At 59.2% G+C, this 15,413-nt stretch carries 13 protein-coding genes; 7 read left to right on the top strand and 6 right to left on the bottom strand.

The window, feature by feature from the left end; translation table 11 throughout:
- The first annotated feature begins 28 nt into the window (after positions 1-28).
- The 6 genes from surE (at position 29) to AC27HQ_RS12575 (ending at position 5,279) form a co-directional block, all read left to right on the top strand.
- Positions 29-865: a 5'/3'-nucleotidase SurE gene (gene surE, locus AC27HQ_RS12550; RefSeq protein WP_487156518.1), complete on the top strand. Its 837-nt coding sequence runs from the start codon at positions 29-31 to the stop codon at positions 863-865.
- Between the two features lie 120 nt (positions 866-985).
- Positions 986-1,774, top strand: coding sequence for an SDR family NAD(P)-dependent oxidoreductase (locus tag AC27HQ_RS12555; RefSeq protein ID WP_487156519.1), 789 nt, complete (start codon positions 986-988; stop codon positions 1,772-1,774).
- Between the two features lie 90 nt (positions 1,775-1,864).
- Positions 1,865-2,395 (top strand): methylated-DNA--[protein]-cysteine S-methyltransferase, encoded by a 531-nt coding sequence (locus AC27HQ_RS12560; protein WP_487156520.1) that lies wholly within the window; start codon positions 1,865-1,867, stop codon positions 2,393-2,395.
- On the top strand, positions 2,379-3,032 hold the full coding sequence (alkB, locus tag AC27HQ_RS12565) for a DNA oxidative demethylase AlkB (RefSeq protein WP_487156521.1): 654 nt from the start codon (positions 2,379-2,381) through the stop codon (positions 3,030-3,032). Before AC27HQ_RS12560 ends, alkB begins: the two co-directional genes overlap by 17 nt.
- Before the next feature lie 330 nt (positions 3,033-3,362).
- A complete protein-coding gene (locus AC27HQ_RS12570) occupies positions 3,363-4,514 on the top strand; it encodes a mechanosensitive ion channel family protein (protein ID WP_487156522.1) in 1,152 nt (383 codons plus the stop codon).
- Between the two features lie 327 nt (positions 4,515-4,841).
- Positions 4,842-5,279 (top strand): DUF3010 family protein, encoded by a 438-nt coding sequence (locus tag AC27HQ_RS12575; protein WP_487156523.1) that lies wholly within the window; start codon positions 4,842-4,844, stop codon positions 5,277-5,279.
- A 74-nt stretch (positions 5,280-5,353) separates the two neighbouring features.
- Here the strand turns inward: AC27HQ_RS12575 and AC27HQ_RS12580 are convergent, their stop codons facing one another.
- The 4 genes from AC27HQ_RS12580 to AC27HQ_RS12595 all read right to left on the bottom strand — a co-directional run bounded on the left by AC27HQ_RS12580 (position 5,354) and on the right by AC27HQ_RS12595 (position 10,684).
- Complete coding sequence (locus AC27HQ_RS12580; RefSeq protein ID WP_487156524.1) at positions 5,354-6,025, bottom strand: nitroreductase; 672 nt, start codon at positions 6,023-6,025, stop codon at positions 5,354-5,356.
- Between the two features lie 144 nt (positions 6,026-6,169).
- Complete coding sequence (locus tag AC27HQ_RS12585) at positions 6,170-7,969, bottom strand: acyl-CoA dehydrogenase (protein WP_487156525.1); 1,800 nt, start codon at positions 7,967-7,969, stop codon at positions 6,170-6,172.
- Positions 7,970-8,095: 126 nt separating this feature from the next.
- The gene (locus tag AC27HQ_RS12590; RefSeq protein ID WP_487156526.1) at positions 8,096-9,280 is read right to left on the bottom strand and encodes an acetyl-CoA C-acyltransferase; all 1,185 of its coding nucleotides are present in this window, start codon (positions 9,278-9,280) and stop codon (positions 8,096-8,098) included.
- Between the two features lie 63 nt (positions 9,281-9,343).
- Positions 9,344-10,684: a spinster family MFS transporter gene (locus AC27HQ_RS12595; RefSeq protein ID WP_487156527.1), complete on the bottom strand. Its 1,341-nt coding sequence runs from the start codon at positions 10,682-10,684 to the stop codon at positions 9,344-9,346.
- 219 nt (positions 10,685-10,903) lie between these two features.
- On the opposite strand from AC27HQ_RS12595, the gene AC27HQ_RS12600 reads away from it, so the two are divergent.
- Complete coding sequence (locus AC27HQ_RS12600; protein WP_487156528.1) at positions 10,904-11,998, top strand: FAD-dependent oxidoreductase; 1,095 nt, start codon at positions 10,904-10,906, stop codon at positions 11,996-11,998.
- 65 nt (positions 11,999-12,063) lie between these two features.
- On the opposite strand, the gene AC27HQ_RS12605 is transcribed toward AC27HQ_RS12600, so the two are convergent.
- Positions 12,064-13,008: a tRNA dihydrouridine synthase gene (locus AC27HQ_RS12605; protein ID WP_487156631.1), complete on the bottom strand. Its 945-nt coding sequence runs from the start codon at positions 13,006-13,008 to the stop codon at positions 12,064-12,066.
- Between the two features lie 23 nt (positions 13,009-13,031).
- Positions 13,032-15,407, bottom strand: a complete 2,376-nt coding sequence (ligA, locus tag AC27HQ_RS12610; protein ID WP_487156529.1) for an NAD-dependent DNA ligase LigA — start codon at positions 15,405-15,407, stop codon at positions 13,032-13,034.
- Positions 15,408-15,413: the final 6 nt, after the last annotated feature.

A 15,413-nucleotide genomic window follows, 5' to 3' on the forward strand; every position in this document is an offset into this window, starting at 1 on the left:
GTGCCATCACACAGACAACGAGGCTGCCATGAGCAAACCGATCAAACGCGTCCTGCTGACCAATGACGATGGTTGGCGTGGTCCCGGCATGGGCGTCATGGAAGAGATCGCCCGGCAGATTGCCGACGAGGTCTGGATCATCGCCCCGGATCTGGACCAGAGCGGCGTATCCATGTCGATCACCCTGCACTCGCCGCTGCGTGTGCATCACATGGGCGAAAACCGCCTGAGCGTCAGCGGCACCCCCAGCGACTGCATTCTGCTGGCGGTCGGCGAACTGATGCCCGAGCTGCCTGATCTGGTGCTGTCCGGCGTCAACAGCGGCGCCAATATCAGCGACTCGGTGGCCTATTCCGGCACCATTGGCGGCGCCTTGACAGCCACCCTGATGGGCATCCCGGCCATCGCCCTGTCGCAGGCCTACCACAAGGGCAGCGAGATGCACTGGGACACCGCCCGCCACTTTGGCCCCGGCATCATCCGTGCCCTGCTGGAAAAAGGCTGGCCGACGGACTGCGCCATGAACATCAATTTCCCCGCTTGCCCGCCCGAGCAGGTCAGCGGCGTCGCCACCTGCCGCGCCCGCGCCGGCAGCATTGGCGGCATCAATATCGAAAGCCGCCGCGACACCCGTGACGTGCCCTACTTCTGGCTCGGCTTCCAGCGCCAGACCGAACGCATCACTGGCCTGGATACCGACGTCGGCGCCCTGCGCGCCGGCCGCATCGCCATTTCACCGCTGAAATTCGAGCGCGATATTGCCAGTTGGCAGATTGATAACGACGCGGTTGCACAAAGCCTGGGGATCAAACGGCAGGTGGACGCGAGCGACGGCGCGGGTATTGAACCCAGTATCGACCACTGATCGCAGCTAACGCTGCGAGCCGCAAGTAACAAGCGGCAAGCAGCAAGCTGGCCTTACTTTTAACGACCTGCGACTTGCAGCTTGAAGCTTGCGGCTTGTCGCTTAGAACCGGAGTGCGCCATGCAACGCTATACCAACAAAATCGCCCTGATAACCGGTGCCGGCAGCGGTATCGGCCGTGCTACCGCCAAACGTCTGGCCGCCGAAGGCGCCAAACTGATGCTGGTCGACCGCAATGCCGACGGCCTGGAGCAAACCCGCAGTGAACTGCCCGCCGGCACCGAGGTGCTGCTCAAGGCCATGGATGTCGCCCAGGAAGCCGAAGTGGAAAGCTGTGTGACCGAGACCCTGGCGCACTATGGCCGCATTGACCTGCTGTGCAATAACGCCGGTATCGCCGGCGGCGACTACAGCACCGCGCAGGACCAGAGCCTGGAAACCTGGCAGAAGATCATTGGCGTCAACCTCTATGGCGTCATGCTGTTTACCAAGTATGTGTCACGGCAAATGGTCGAGCAGGGTCAGGGCGCCATCGTCAACACCGCCTCGGTGGCCGGCATCCGCTCCGGCGCCGGCGGTAACGCCTACAGCGCCTCCAAGGCCGGCGTGATCAACTTCACCATGACCAGCGCCTGCGATCTTGGCGGTCACAATATTCGCGTCAATGCGGTCTGCCCCGGTCTGGTGGAAACCGGCATGACCAAGCCAGTGTTCGACTATGCACGGGCCAACGACAAGGCACAGAAGCTCGGCGCACGCTGCGAACTGCGCCGCTATGGCCGCCCGGAAGAAATTGCTGCCGCCATCGCTTTTCTCGGCAGCGATGACGCCAGCTACATCACCGGTCAGGCTCTGGCCGTGGATGGCGGCAACACCGCCTCACTGAACCTGCCCGGCATGAAGGTCTGAACCCTGTCCGCCGACCAGCAGCACTTGCTGTCGGTCGGCAGAAGTCGGACACTTGATGCTGCTCAGCTCTCAACCAAGAGGACAAACAGCATGTCCGGTCAAGTACTCAGCATCGACTACCTCACAGACCAGTGCTCACTCGGTGGCTTATTGCTCGGTGCCAGCAAAGAGGGTATCTGCGCCATCCTGCTCGGTGATGACGACGCCAGCCTGCTGGAGGATCTCCAGCAGCGCTTTCCCGGCGCCCAGCTGCAAAGCAACCCCAAGCGCTTGCAATCAGACCTCCAGCAACTGCTCGCCTTTATAGAACGCCCCCAGCGCACGCTGATCCTGAGTCTGCCGCTGCATACCAGCGGCACAGCCTTCCAGCAACAGGTCTGGGAACAGCTGCAGCAGGTCAGTAACGGCGCCACCATCAGCTACAGCGAGCTGGCCCAGCGAATCGGCAAACCCACAGCCAACCGCGCCGTCGCCGGCGCCTGCGCCGCCAACCCGCTGGCCATTGTCGTGCCCTGCCACCGCGTCCTGCGCAGCGATGGTGACATCTCCGGCTACCGCTGGGGCGTAGCGCGCAAACGCGAACTGCTGCGCCGGGAGGCAGCCTTTGCAGAACAGTCTTGACCTCTTCGCCCCGCCCGTAACAGAACCCACCGCCATTGGCCCGGATGCCTGGCTGCTGAAAGGCTATGCCAATTCTCAGGCAGAGGCGTTACTGCAACAGATCAACCAGATAGAACAGCAAGCCGCGTTTCGCAATCAGATCACACCCGGCGGCCACAGCATGGCCTCGCAGCAAACCAGCTGCGGTGACTTTGGCTGGATCACCGACCGGCGCGGCTACCGCTATAGCACAGAAGACCCGCTAACCGGCCAACCCTGGCCAGACATGCCTCCGTCATTCCGTGAGCTAGCCAACCAGACTGCCACAAGCGTCGGCTTTGAACACTTCGATCCCCAATCCTGCCTGATCAACCGCTACCAAACCGGCGCCGGCATGGGCCTGCACCAGGACAAGGACGAACAAGACCTCACCGCCCCCATCGTCTCCGTCACCCTCGGCGCACCCATCACCTTTCTGTTCGGCGGCTTGCAGCGCTCAGACAAGCCTGGGCGCTGGTTGCTGGAGCATGGGGATGTGGTGGTCTGGGGTGGGGTGAGTCGATTGTATTTTCATGGGGTGGCGCCGCTGGGGAAACGCGCCTCACATTCGGCTACTGGGGCGGTTAGGTATAACTTGACGTTTAGGCGGGTTTGTTAAGTTCGGCCTGGTCACGGAGGTGATTTGCCTTATGCAACCTGCTTATTCGCGCTCAAGCGCGCTCCTACAATAACCCCACGTATCCTATCAACTGTAGGAGTGGGCTTGACCGCGAAGGGAGATTATTCGTTGCCACTCTGCATCCTGCCAGTTCGTGCTCAAGCAAGCTCCTGCAAAACGGCACCACCTTAGAACCCTGACGTTCTGGCGGGTTTATTGGGTGGTTCAGCCCTTTTGCGGTCAATCAGTCAGGTGAGCTTTACTGAAAAAACATTGGGCGGTACAAGCATGTAACCGGTAAGCTTCTGAAAAGACGGATGGAACAATATTATGGCTGAAAAATTCTTTGACGAGCTGGCTGACCAGCTGCAGCACAATATTGCTGATGCCTTTCAGGCGTTGTCGGGTGATGATGTGGTGTGGGGCGACTTTCTGGTCCAGGTAATCAGCCAGCTGTTGGTCTCCATACTCTATCTCGGGCTATTTCTTAGTGCCTATTTGGTTCTGATAAGTATTGCTCACCTGGTTTTTGGAAAGCAGCGAGCCAAGCTGTTTTTGTTTCAACAAGTGCGTAGCAGTCTACGTTACATTCTCGGTCTCGGTGCCCTGCTGGTGATTTTTGCACAATTTGGTGCGTCCCCCGAAATGCTCAAGGCGATAGCAAGAGCGGGGTTGGTGGCCCTTGGATTTTATGTAGCGTGGCTAGTTGTCAGGCAACTTATCAAACAAGGCATGACGCGTTACCACGTTGATCCCTCTATTCGCCAGCTGACAGAAAACCTATTTTCGGTTTTCTTCACAACACTGGCAGTGGTCGCCGTGCTCGCCCAGTTTGGATTCGATGTCATCTCCATTATTGCCGGCCTGGGAATTGTCGGGATTGCGGTGGGTTTTGCCGCGCAATCAACCCTCTCGAATTTTATTGCCGGTATAACGCTACTGATTGAAAGGCCGTTCAGTATTGGCGACTGGGTAACGATTAATGGCAGAGATGGCAAAGTCGTCAAGATTGCCCTGCGAACCACCTGGCTGCGTACCCGGGATAATATCTTCACAATGATTCCAAACGATAGCGTGGCGTCCTCAGACATCATTAATTACAGCGCTGAAGGGGTAACCAGGCTCAATATCCCAGTGGGTATTGCGTACAAGGAGTCTGCCAAAGCCGCACGAGAGGCACTGATGCCTGTTTTGCTGGCACATCCAGATGTGCTCCAGGGCAAAGGCTTGGAGCCAAGGGTCCTGCTGAAAAGCCTGGGCGACTCTTCAGTGAATCTAGAGGTAAAAGTATGGATTACCCCAGATAATCTGGATGTTCAGCCAAGAATAACGGCCGACATTCTTGAACAGATAAAAGAAACATTGGATGCAGCCGGCATCGAGATTCCGTTCCCTCATTTGCAGCTGTTTATTGATGGTGCAAAAGGATTGAAGCCGGTATTACAACCTTTCTACAGTCAACCGCTGAAAGCGGACGTTTGAATTGCGCACTGAACCCCGCCACGTTAAGCGCAACGGTGGTTAGGCGAACATGTTCTGGGAAGCATGCTGACTAACGGGGACTGACAAAAAGAGAGGACGGATTTCTTTAGCGCATTACAAAGTCGCCTTCTGCAGCCCCGATACGACTGACTGACACTGTTGTAACACTGGACGCGTCGGAATAGCGTGGCATGAAGAATCCCGTATTACCCCTGCGGCCTGATAGCAGACTAAACGGGCAAATGGATAACTCTCCCAGTAAGGGCGGCCGCAATTGCCCGAGCATTTTGCGCTACAATGCGCGGATCTAGCCAGAGTGGGTGTTCTATGAAAGTGTGTGGCGTTGAAATCAACAGTAATGATGTGAATATCTGCCTGCTGTCGCTGACGGACGATATTTTTGAGCTGCCGGATTGTCGCTCCCGGCGGCTGACGTTGACAGACGTCAATAGCACACGCGAGCTGCGCTACTTTCAGCAGACCTTTGCCAAGTTGATGCAGGACTACAAGGTGGATCGGGTGGTTATTCGTCAGCGGCCGATGAAGGGCAAATTTGCCGGCGGTGCGGTCGGTTTCAAGCTGGAAGCGGCCATCGAACTGATCAGCGATCTGGATGTGATCATTCTGTCCACGACCGATATCAAGGACTCATTAAAGCGCAACCCGATACAGATTGACTACGCCGAGACCGACCTCAAGGCCTTTCAGGAGCCGGCGTTCAATACCGCCTATGCCTATCTGATGAAAGACAAATACGCCGCGTAGAAGTACAAGCGTCAAATCTGAGAAGGGGGCCTCTGGATACCCACCCCCCTTCTCCCGCCTGCCCTCCGAACCGTTCAGAAGCCACGAAACTCGGCAAACTCCTCCACCTGCGCGCGGGTGGTGCGTAGGCTGTTGACCACCGCGTCGGGGTCGGCATAGCCCAGCGCGATGCCGCAATAGACCATCTCTTCGGCGGGTAACGCAAAATGCCCGTGCAGGGTGTCACGCACCATGGCCCAGGCCTCCTGCATACAGGTCGCCAGTCCCTGTTCCTCGGCAGCTAGCACCAGCGACTGCATGAACATGCCCATGTGCGCCCACTGGCCGTGACCCATGCTGCGGTCAATCACCATAAAGACTCCCACAGGCGCTCCGAAGAACTGGAAGTTGCGGGTCAGCGCCTGAAAGCGCGCTGCCTTGTCATCACGCGGGAGACCCATCAGCGCATACATATCTTCGCCCATCTGCGCACGACGCGAGCGATAGGGTTCCGGCAAGCCTGACGGGTAGATGGGATAGTCACCCGCTTCGCCCTGCGGATTACGCTGCAGGGCCTGCGCCGCCTGGTGGACCACCGCATCACGCGCCTGCCCGCTGACTACAATCACCTTCCAGGGCTGCACATTGCCACCAGAGGGCGACCAGCGCGCAGCATCCAGCAGTTGCCTGACGGCCTGCTCCGTGACCGGTTTTTCCAGAAAAGCACGAACAGAAATACGCTTTTTCAGCAGCTCAGTGACTGTCATGCAGGACTCCTGATGAGGTGTGGTTTGCCCTGAGCATACAGGGCAACCTGATTGAGCGCTAAACCAGGAATACAAGGAACAACATGGCATTGGGCACAAAAAACCGGGCCCAAGGCCCGGTTTCTCGTCTTCACACCTACCGTATCAGAAGCAATCCACCGGCATATCCAGCGTGGTGCGATCGGCACTGCGCAGCACCTCGGCCAGAGCCAAGGGCTTGGGCAGTTCGTAGCGCAGGAAATACTCGCAGGTGTTCAGCTTGCCCTGGTAGAAGGCGGGCTGGCGTGGGCCACCGGTTTTCAGGCCCTTGAGTGCGGCCAGGGCCTGGCGCAGCCAGAGCCAGCCAACCACCACATGACCAAAGCACTCCATATACAGATAGGCGTTGGCTAGGGCGCGGTCGGGGTCGGTTTTCTTGATGGCTTGCAGAGCGCTGGTAGTGTCTTCCAGGGTGGCCAGGGCTTTGCTCAGCAGCTCGGCGCTGGTTGTCAGCTCGGCACTGCCACTGGCGGCATCAATGGTGGCGCTGATGCGATGCAGCAGGGCCTGATAGAACTGCCCGCCGGCCATGCTGACCTTGCGACCGAGCAGGTCCTGACCCTGAATGCCGTGGGTGCCTTCATGGATCGGGTTCAGGCGGTTGTCGCGGTAGAACTGCTCGACCGGGTACTCGCGGGTGTAGCCGTAGCCGCCGTGTACCTGAATGGCCAGGCTGTTGGCCTCCAGGCAGAACTGCGAGGGCCAGGATTTGACGATGGGCGTAAGCAGATCGAGCAGGCCGGCAGCCGCGTCGCGTTCTTCTGCTGTGGCGGCGTGCTTTTTCTCATCCACCAGAGTGGAGGAGAACAGGCACAGCGACAGGCCGCCTTCGACAAAGGCTTTCTGCGCCAGCAGCATGCGCCTTACGTCGGCGTGCTGGATGATTGGAATCATGGGCGAGGATGGGTCGCGCTCGGCCAGCGGGCGACCCTGAGTGCGCTCGCGGGCGTACTCAAGCGCATGCAGGTAGCCAGTGTAGCCCAGCATCACTGAACCCAGACCGACGCCAATGCGTGCCTCGTTCATCATATGGAACATGCCAGCAAGACCGTTATGCGGCTCGCCGACCAGATAACCGACCGCCCCGCCCTTCTCACCAAAGTTGAGCATGGTCGAGGTAGTACCACGGTAGCCCATCTTGTGGATCAGGCCGGCCAGCATGACGTCGTTGCGCTCGCCCAGGCTGCCATCGTCGTTGACCAGGAACTTGGGGACGATAAACAGCGAGATACCCTTGGCACCGGGCGGTGCGTCGGGCAGCTTGGCCAGCACAAGGTGGATGATGTTCTCGCTCAGCTCATGATCACCGGCAGAAATGTAGATCTTGTTGCCGCTGATGCGGTAGGTACCGTCATCCTGTGGCACCGCGCGGGACTTGATGTCACCCAGCGAGGAACCGGCATGCGGCTCGGTCAGGCACATGGTGCCGAAGAAGCGCCCGGCCATCATCGGCTCGGCATAGCGTTGCTTCTGCTCATCGCTGCCGTGCGCCATGATTAGGTTGCAGGCGGCGATGGTCAGACCGGCGTAGGCCTGGGTACTGACGTTGGCACCCTTGATCAGACCGATGCAGGTCTGCGATACCGCTGCCGGCAACTGCATGCCACCGCGCTCGTAATCCTGCGAGGCCGCCATCAGGCCGGTGTCACGCAACACCTTGAGGGCTTCGGCGACTTCCGGGCGAATCACCACCTTGCCGTTCTCGAAGCGCGGCTCGTCTTCATCACAGGCGTGGTTGTGCGGGGCAAAGGTTTCGCTGGCGACTTTCAAGGCCAGTTCAATGGCGGCGTCGAAGGTGTCGCGGCTGTGATCGGCATAGCGGGGGTATTGGGTAAGGCGCTCGATATCCAGCAGCTCATAGAGCAAAAAGGCCAGATCGTCGGTATTGATGATTTTTTGAGACAAGAAAAATTCCTCCGGAATTTTTAGCGGCAAGCCTTAAGCGGCAAGCCCCAAGTAAAACCTGAAAAGCAAAACCCGAGCCTGGCCCGGGTTTGCTTGCAGCTTGTAGCTTATGGCTTGCAGCTGGGTTTAGACGACTTCGAACAGACCAGCAGCACCCTGGCCGCCGCCGATGCACATGGTCACGACCACGAACTTGGCGCCGCGACGCTTGCCTTCGATCAGCGCATGGCCGGTCAGACGTGAACCGGTGACACCATAGGGGTGGCCGATGGCGATGGAACCGCCGTTGACGTTGAGCTTTTCCATCGGGATGCCCAGCTTGTCGCGGCAGTAGACTACCTGCGAAGCGAAGGCTTCGTTCAGTTCCCACAGGTCGATATCATCCATGGTCAGACCGTTGCGCTTGAGCAGTTGCGGAATCGCGTAGACCGGACCGATACCCATCTCGTCGGGCTCGCAACCGGCGACACTGAAACCACGGAAGATACCCAGGGGCTCAACGTTCTGCTGCTCAGCGGCCTTGCCGTTCATGACCAGACACACGGAGGCGCCATCGGACAGCTGGCTGGCGTTACCGGCGGTGACGAAATGCTCAGGACCGCGTACCGGCTGCAGGGAAGCCAGACCTTCCAGGGTGGTGGTCGGACGGTTGCACTCGTCCTTGGTCAGGGTAACCTGCTGGTCGCTGACTTCACCGGTTTCCTTGTTCTGCACTTTCATGCTGGTGGTGAACGGCACGATCTCGTCGTCAAACTTGCCGCTCTGCTGACCAGCAGCCACGCGCTGCTGGCTGATCAGGGAGTATTCGTCCTGGGACTCGCGGCTGACCTTGTAGCGGGCGGCCACAATATCGGCAGTCTCGATCATCGACATGTACAGCTCGGGCTTGTTCTGTTTAACCCATTCGTTGACGCCACGGAACATGTTCAGCTTGTCGTTCTGACACAGGCTGATGGACTCGACACCACCGGCAACAATGGCCGGGATCTTTTCGCTGACCACACGCTGGGCTGCAATGGCGATGGACTGCAAGCCGGAGCTGCAGAAACGATTGATCGACATACCGGCGGTAGTGACCGGCAGACCACCACGGATGGCAGCCAGACGCGCCATGTTCTTGCCCTGAGCGCCTTCATGGAAGGTGGCGCCGAGGATGCAGTCTTCAACCAGGGCGGGGTCAATGCCGGCGCGCTTGACGGCCTGCTCGATGACGAAACCGGCCATGTCGACACTGTGGGTGTCATTCAGGCCACCGCGGTAGGACTTGCCCAGCGCGGTACGGGCTGTGGATACGATAACTGCGTCTGTCATGGTGTAGCTCCTGTTCAAAGGGATACGTCGGGCAAGCCCGACGCAAGGTCCAGATTGGAATACTCAGGCAGCAGCTGGCTGCGTGCCGCTCCAGCGTTCCAGTGTTAACCGCGCTTCACGGTAGGGCTTGAGACCCATCCACAGCAGAATTGCGGACGCCAGGGTGGTAATACTCGCCACCCAGAAAATCGAATAACGTACAGCATAGTCATCCTGGAAGATGTAGTCCGTGGTCATTGCGACAGCCGTCGGACCAATGCCCAGACCAATCAGGGTAACAACAAAGAGGTAAATCGCCGAGGTCTGCCCGCGCATGGCGTTGGGCATGACTTCCTGAATGGCAGCGGGTGCCACACCAAAGGGCATGGCTACGGTAAAGACGTTGAAGAACATGATGATCCACAGCAGGGTCATGTTATCCACCAGATAGACCACGTTGCACAGCAGGGTCAGGATAGCCGCGGTCACGCCAATGCGCATGTTGGCATCACTGTAGCCCTTGCGCGCCAGCCAGTCAGCCATGCGTCCGCCAAACACGATACCGGTTGAGCCGGCAATCATCACCACCGTGCCGTAATACAAGCCTACTTCACCCGGGGTCAGGCCGTGGTTGCGAATAAAGAAGGTCGGAATCCAGGCCGACGCGCCATAGGAGGCAAAGGACAGGCAGGCAAAACCGAAGTTATGGCACAGCACCGCCTTGCGAATGCTGTACAGATAAGCGCCAACATCCTTCAACGGCACGGCCACACCGGCACCAATACCCTTGCGGCTGGGTTCCTGAATGGCGAACAACAGTAAGCAGAAACAGATACCCGCCGCACCCAGGATCAGGAAAATGAACTGCCAGGGTCTGATTACACCCAGGACCGGCAAGACCATATCACCCTGCGCCTGGGCAAAGGTCACCACCGCGCCACCGAGCAAAAAGGCCATGCCGGCACCCAGATAAATGCCCATGGAATAAACGCTGATCGCGGTGGCGCGCTTTTCCGGGGGGAAGCTGTCAGCCATCAGAGAATAGGCGGCGGGCGACAGGGCAGCCTCGCCCGCACCGACGCCAATGCGGAAAATAACAAAATGCCAGTAGGTTTTGGCCAGACCACAGGCGGCGGTCATAAGGCTCCAGAAAAAGATACCACCGGCGATCAAACCGCGGCGGCTGCGGCTATCCGCAATACGGCCCAATGGAATACCGGCAATGGTATAAAAAATCGCAAAGGACAGCCCCATCAACAGGCTCATCTGGGTATCACTGATACCCAGATCGGCGCGGATAGGCGCAACAAGCAAGTTCAGAATTTGCCGATCTACAAAGGAAATAATGTAAGCAATCAACAGGATAGACACCATGATCCAGGCGCGTAGCGGGCTGGGATAGGCTTTATTGTTGTCAGACTGCATCATGACTCCTGCACATGAAAAAGCGTGATATTGAAGATATCAGGTTCGCAGAGCGAAAGTCGATTCCGAAATACACCATCATAGATCAACATGCGTCCCCATCAATACCAGCTATAAAGCCGCTTTAGCGACCTCCGATTGGCAAGCCATTCCGACAGTCACCTTTGCAATAGCAACAAAGCGCCGTAACCTGCGGTTTTATCGTTCTGCGAGAAGGCAATGTCCATTCCCCTTATTCTGGCTGGCGCCGGCCATGCGCATCTGGTTGCGCTGCATGATTGGTTGCACAGCGGCTATCGACCACCCAAGGGGACGCTGCTGCTGAGTCCGAGCCCCCACGCTTGGTACTCAGGCATGATGCCCGGCCTGATTGCTGGCCGCTTTACCGCTGACCAGTGCGCCATTGCGCTGGAGCCTTTATGCCAGGCCTGTGGCGTTAGCTTGCAGATTGGTAGCATTCGCAAGTTGGACGCTGACAGCAAGCGCCTGTATCTGGATAACGGTGAGCAACTGCAAGCCGAGTGGCTGTCGTTGAACGTCGGCTCTATCCCGCCAGCGCCACTGATTCAGAACAGCCTTGTCGAGGTGATTCCAGCCAAGCCCTTTCCGGCTTTCCATCGTGTCTGGTCCAGCTGGATGCACGGCCCGGCTCCCGCGCGCCTGACGGTACTGGGCGGTGGCGCGGCGGCGTGTGAGCTGGCGCTGGCGCTGCATCAGAGCTTGCCAGGCAGCAGTGTCAGTCTGATCTGTAGCCGTCTATTGACCGAACATCCGGCGCGGCTGGGCAGGCGCATGCGCGACCTGCTCAAGGCACGGACTATCCGCCTGATCGAGGGTCACAAGGTTTCGCATCTGGCTGGCGATCAGCTGTTTGCCGATGAACAGGCGCTGCTGGCAACCGATGCTGTGATTCTGGCCACCGGCGCTAGCGCCCATGACTGGCAGGCCGCATCCGGGCTTGACTGTGATGCATCCGGTTTTATTCAGGTAGCGCCGACGCTGCAAAGCCTCAGCCATCCCGGCATTCTGGCCAGCGGCGATTGTGCCGCTGTACCGGGGGCCTTGCGCTCAGGGGTGTTTGCCGTGCGGCAGGGGCCAATACTGGCCGCCAACCTGCCCGCCCTGCTGGAAGGCCGCGCCTTGACCACCTACCAGCCGCAGAAAAAATCCCTGGCCTTGCTCGCCACCGCCGATGGCGGCGCCTTGATGAGTTATGGTCAGCAGATGGCCTGCGGACGATTGGCGGGTATCTGGAAGGATTATCTGGATCTGGGTTTTATGCGTAGGCACAGGGTTGAGCGCAATGGGGATTAATCTGAAGCTGACCGCAACTCGCTGTCGCGCTTAAGCGAACTCCTACAGAAAAACGGGTGGTTGTTTCAGGCTGCGCTTTGCGTCGCAGCCAGCGCATACAATTGTTGCTCGATCGACTCGGCACAGGTATTGCGTCGCAGCTGATCAAACAGCTCGCGGGCCTGGGGATAGGTGCGGGTCATCAGGCTCAACCATTGCTTGATCCTTCCCGGTGAATGCCGGTCGACCATGCGGGTGCGGGTCTGACTGAAAAAATCCGCCATCCACGGATACAGCTGATCCCACTCCATCACATCCAGCGCATGCCCGGCCTGCTGGTGACGAATCTGTCGAGCCAGATCAGGCTTGACCACCAAGCCCCGACCGATCATAACGGCGCTACAGCCGCTGACCTCACGAATGCGCTGGTAATCGTCCAGATCCCAGACCTCACCATTGGCAATCACCGGCACCGCAACCGCCTCGCGAATGCGGGCAATCCATTCCCAATGGGCGGGCGGCTTGTAACCATCCAGCTTGGTGCGCGCATGCACGACGATTTCAGCGGCACCGGCGCTTGACAGGGCCTGGGCACAATCCAGGGCCAGGCTGGTGTCGTGATAGCCCAGGCGCATTTTGGCCGTGACCGGTATTGCAGCTGGTGTCGCCGCGCGCACCCGGGCAACAATCTCGCCCAGCAATTCGGGCTCTCGCAGCAGGCTTGCGCCTCCGCCATGGCGGTTGACGGTCTTGGCCGGGCAGCCAAAGTTAAGATCAACCGCCGGCGCACCCCACTCGGCCAGCTGCACCGCATTGACCGCCAGCCAGTGCGGATCAGAGCCGAGCAATTGCGGGCGCACCGGCGTACCGACGCGGGTCTTCCAGCCCTGATTCATTTCCGGGATAAAGCGTTCAACCGTGCTGCGATTCAGGGCCACATCGGTGACGCGCATAAATTCGCTGACGCACCAGTCAATACCGCCAATCCGCGTGAGAATGTCTCGCATGGGTGGGTCGACCAGACCCTCCATCGGTGCCAGTACAATCAGGTTGGTCACAGACTGACACCATGCTGCGTCAGCAAGGCCAACAGAGCCGCTTCATCCATGACCGTCACACCCAGTTGCTCGGCCTTGGCCAGCTTGCTGCCCGCACCAGGGCCGGCCACCACACATTGGGTCTTGGCCGAAACACTGCCAGCCACCTTGGCACCCAGATGTTCCAGATGTTCCTTGGCTGCATCCCGGGAAAAGGTCTCCAGGGTACCGGTCAGCACCCAGGTCTGACCTGCCAGGGGCAGATCATCACTGAGCTCGGCTTTGGGGCTGTCCCAGTGCATACCAAAGTCGCGTAACTGCGCCTCAATGGCCAGGGCCTGAGTACGCAACTGTTCATCGCGAAAATACGCCAGCAGGCTTTGCTGGGCCTTGTCGTTGAAACGCTCGACCTGCTTGAGCGCCAGCCAGTCGGCCTCGATCAACGCAGGCAAGCTGCCAAAAGCCGCCGCCAGGCGCTCGGCGCCAGTCTTGGCAACATGCGCAATAGCCAGGCGGTCGATAAAGTCGGCCAGGCTGACACTGGCGGCCAGGTCAGCGGCCAGGTCGCACTGCTCCTGCAACTCAAGCCCTCTGGCCAGTAACTGACTGATCACGGTCTGGTTGTGCGCATCGGCAAAGAAACTGTGAATCTCGTGCGCCACCTCAAGCCCGACATCCGGCAGATAGACCAGCACCTGCGGCAGGGCCTGACTGATGCGTTCCAGTGAGCCCAGCGAGCGGGCCAGCAGTTTGGCGGTCTCCTCGCCTACATCGGGAATCCCCAGGGCATAGATAAAGCGCGCCAGTGTCGGCTGTTTGCTGTCCTGGATTGCGACCAGCAGGTTTTGGGTCGACAGCTCGGCAAAGCCCTCCAGCCCGATCACCTGATCATAGGTCAGGCTGAACAGGTCAGCCGGCGAACTGACCAGCCCGGTATCGACCAGTTGTTCGACAATCTTCTCGCCTAGGCCGTCGATATCCAGCGCGCGTCTTGAGACAAAGTGGATGATGGACTGTTTGAGCTGCGCCTGACAGGTCAGACGACCGACACAGCGGTATACCGAGCCTTCGCTTAGGCTTTGACCACCCTTGCCGCGCTTGACCAGCTGCGTGCGCTCGACCAGCGAGCCGCACACCGGGCAAGTCTCAGGAATCACGACCGGGCGCGCGTCTGCCGGACGGCGTTCGGTGACGACCTGCATGACCTGCGGAATCACATCACCGGCGCGGCGGATAATCACACTATCACCAATCATCAGGCCCAGGCGCGCGACCTCGTCCATATTGTGCAGGGTAGCGTTGGATACCGTGACGCCGGCGACCTGCACCGGGCGCAGGCGGGCAACCGGGGTGACCGCGCCAGTACGACCGACCTGGAATTCGACATCCAGCAGTTCGGTCATTTCTTCACTGGCCGGGAATTTATGCGCAATAGCCCAACGCGGCTCACGGGCACGGAAGCCCAGCTCGCGCTGGTAGGCCAGGTTGTTGACCTTGAACACCACACCATCAATCTCGTAGCTCAGCGCCTGGCGGCGTTCGCCAATATCGCGGTAATAGTCCAGACAGCCTTCCACGCCGGTTACCTGCTTGAGCTCACGGCTGATGGTCAGTCCCCAGTCCTTGAGCCGCTGCAGAATACCCACCTGGGTGTCCGGCAGCTCGCCCTCAACCCGACCAATACCATAGCAACAGAATTCCAGGGGGCGTGTCGCGGTCACGGCCGGATCAAGTTGGCGCAGTGAACCGGCGGCGGCGTTGCGCGGATTAGCGAAGGTCTTGCTGTCAGTTTCACGCGCGCGCTGGTTCAGCGACTCGAAGCCGCCCTTGCTGATAAACACCTCGCCACGCACCTCAAGCACCGCCGGCCAACCCTCGCCGCGCAGCTTCAGCGGTACATTGCGAATGGTCCTGACATTGGCACTGATATCCTCCCCGGTACTGCCATCACCGCGGGTGGCGCCGCGAACCAGTTGACCGTTTTCATACAACAGGCTGACGGCCAGGCCATCAAGTTTGGGTTCGCAGCAGTACTCCACCTCGGCACTGGCAGAAAACAGGTCGCCCACCGGCAAATCCAGTCCCTCACGCACGCGGCGGTCGAAATCACGCATGCTCTGCTCATCAAAGGCGTTACCCAGACTGAGCATCGGTACCTCATGCCGCACCTCACCAAAACCCGCCAGGGGCGCACCACCGACGCGCTGGGTCGGTGAGTCGGCTGATACCAGCTCAGGGTTCGCTGCTTCGATGGCCTTGAGTTCGTGGAACAGGCGATCGTATTCCGCATCGGGAATCGCTGGTTCATCGAGCACGTAATAGCGGTAGTTGTGCTGGTCGAGCTGGGCACGCAATTCAAGGGCACGCGCTGCGGGATCCGAGGTTTGGGTCATGGTCGG

The sequence above is a fragment of the Halopseudomonas sp. 4NH20-0008 genome, assembly GCF_057548395.1.

Bases quoted from the DNA above. Each gene is read 5' to 3' on its own strand.
- surE (WP_487156518.1), top strand. From the start codon at position 29: ATGAGCAAACCGATCAAACGCGTCCTGCTGACCAATGACGATGGTTGG.
- AC27HQ_RS12555 (WP_487156519.1), top strand. From the start codon at position 986: ATGCAACGCTATACCAACAAAATCGCCCTGATAACCGGTGCCGGCAGC.
- AC27HQ_RS12560 (WP_487156520.1), top strand. From the start codon at position 1,865: ATGTCCGGTCAAGTACTCAGCATCGACTACCTCACAGACCAGTGCTCA.
- AC27HQ_RS12570 (WP_487156522.1), top strand. From the start codon at position 3,363: ATGGCTGAAAAATTCTTTGACGAGCTGGCTGACCAGCTGCAGCACAAT.
- AC27HQ_RS12575 (WP_487156523.1), top strand. From the start codon at position 4,842: ATGAAAGTGTGTGGCGTTGAAATCAACAGTAATGATGTGAATATCTGC.
- AC27HQ_RS12580 (WP_487156524.1), bottom strand. From the start codon at position 6,025: ATGACAGTCACTGAGCTGCTGAAAAAGCGTATTTCTGTTCGTGCTTTT.
- AC27HQ_RS12590 (WP_487156526.1), bottom strand. From the start codon at position 9,280: ATGACAGACGCAGTTATCGTATCCACAGCCCGTACCGCGCTGGGCAAG.
- AC27HQ_RS12595 (WP_487156527.1), bottom strand. From the start codon at position 10,684: ATGCAGTCTGACAACAATAAAGCCTATCCCAGCCCGCTACGCGCCTGG.
- AC27HQ_RS12600 (WP_487156528.1), top strand. From the start codon at position 10,904: ATGTCCATTCCCCTTATTCTGGCTGGCGCCGGCCATGCGCATCTGGTT.
- AC27HQ_RS12605 (WP_487156631.1), bottom strand. From the start codon at position 13,008: ATGGAGGGTCTGGTCGACCCACCCATGCGAGACATTCTCACGCGGATT.
- ligA (WP_487156529.1), bottom strand. From the start codon at position 15,407: ATGACCCAAACCTCGGATCCCGCAGCGCGTGCCCTTGAATTGCGTGCC.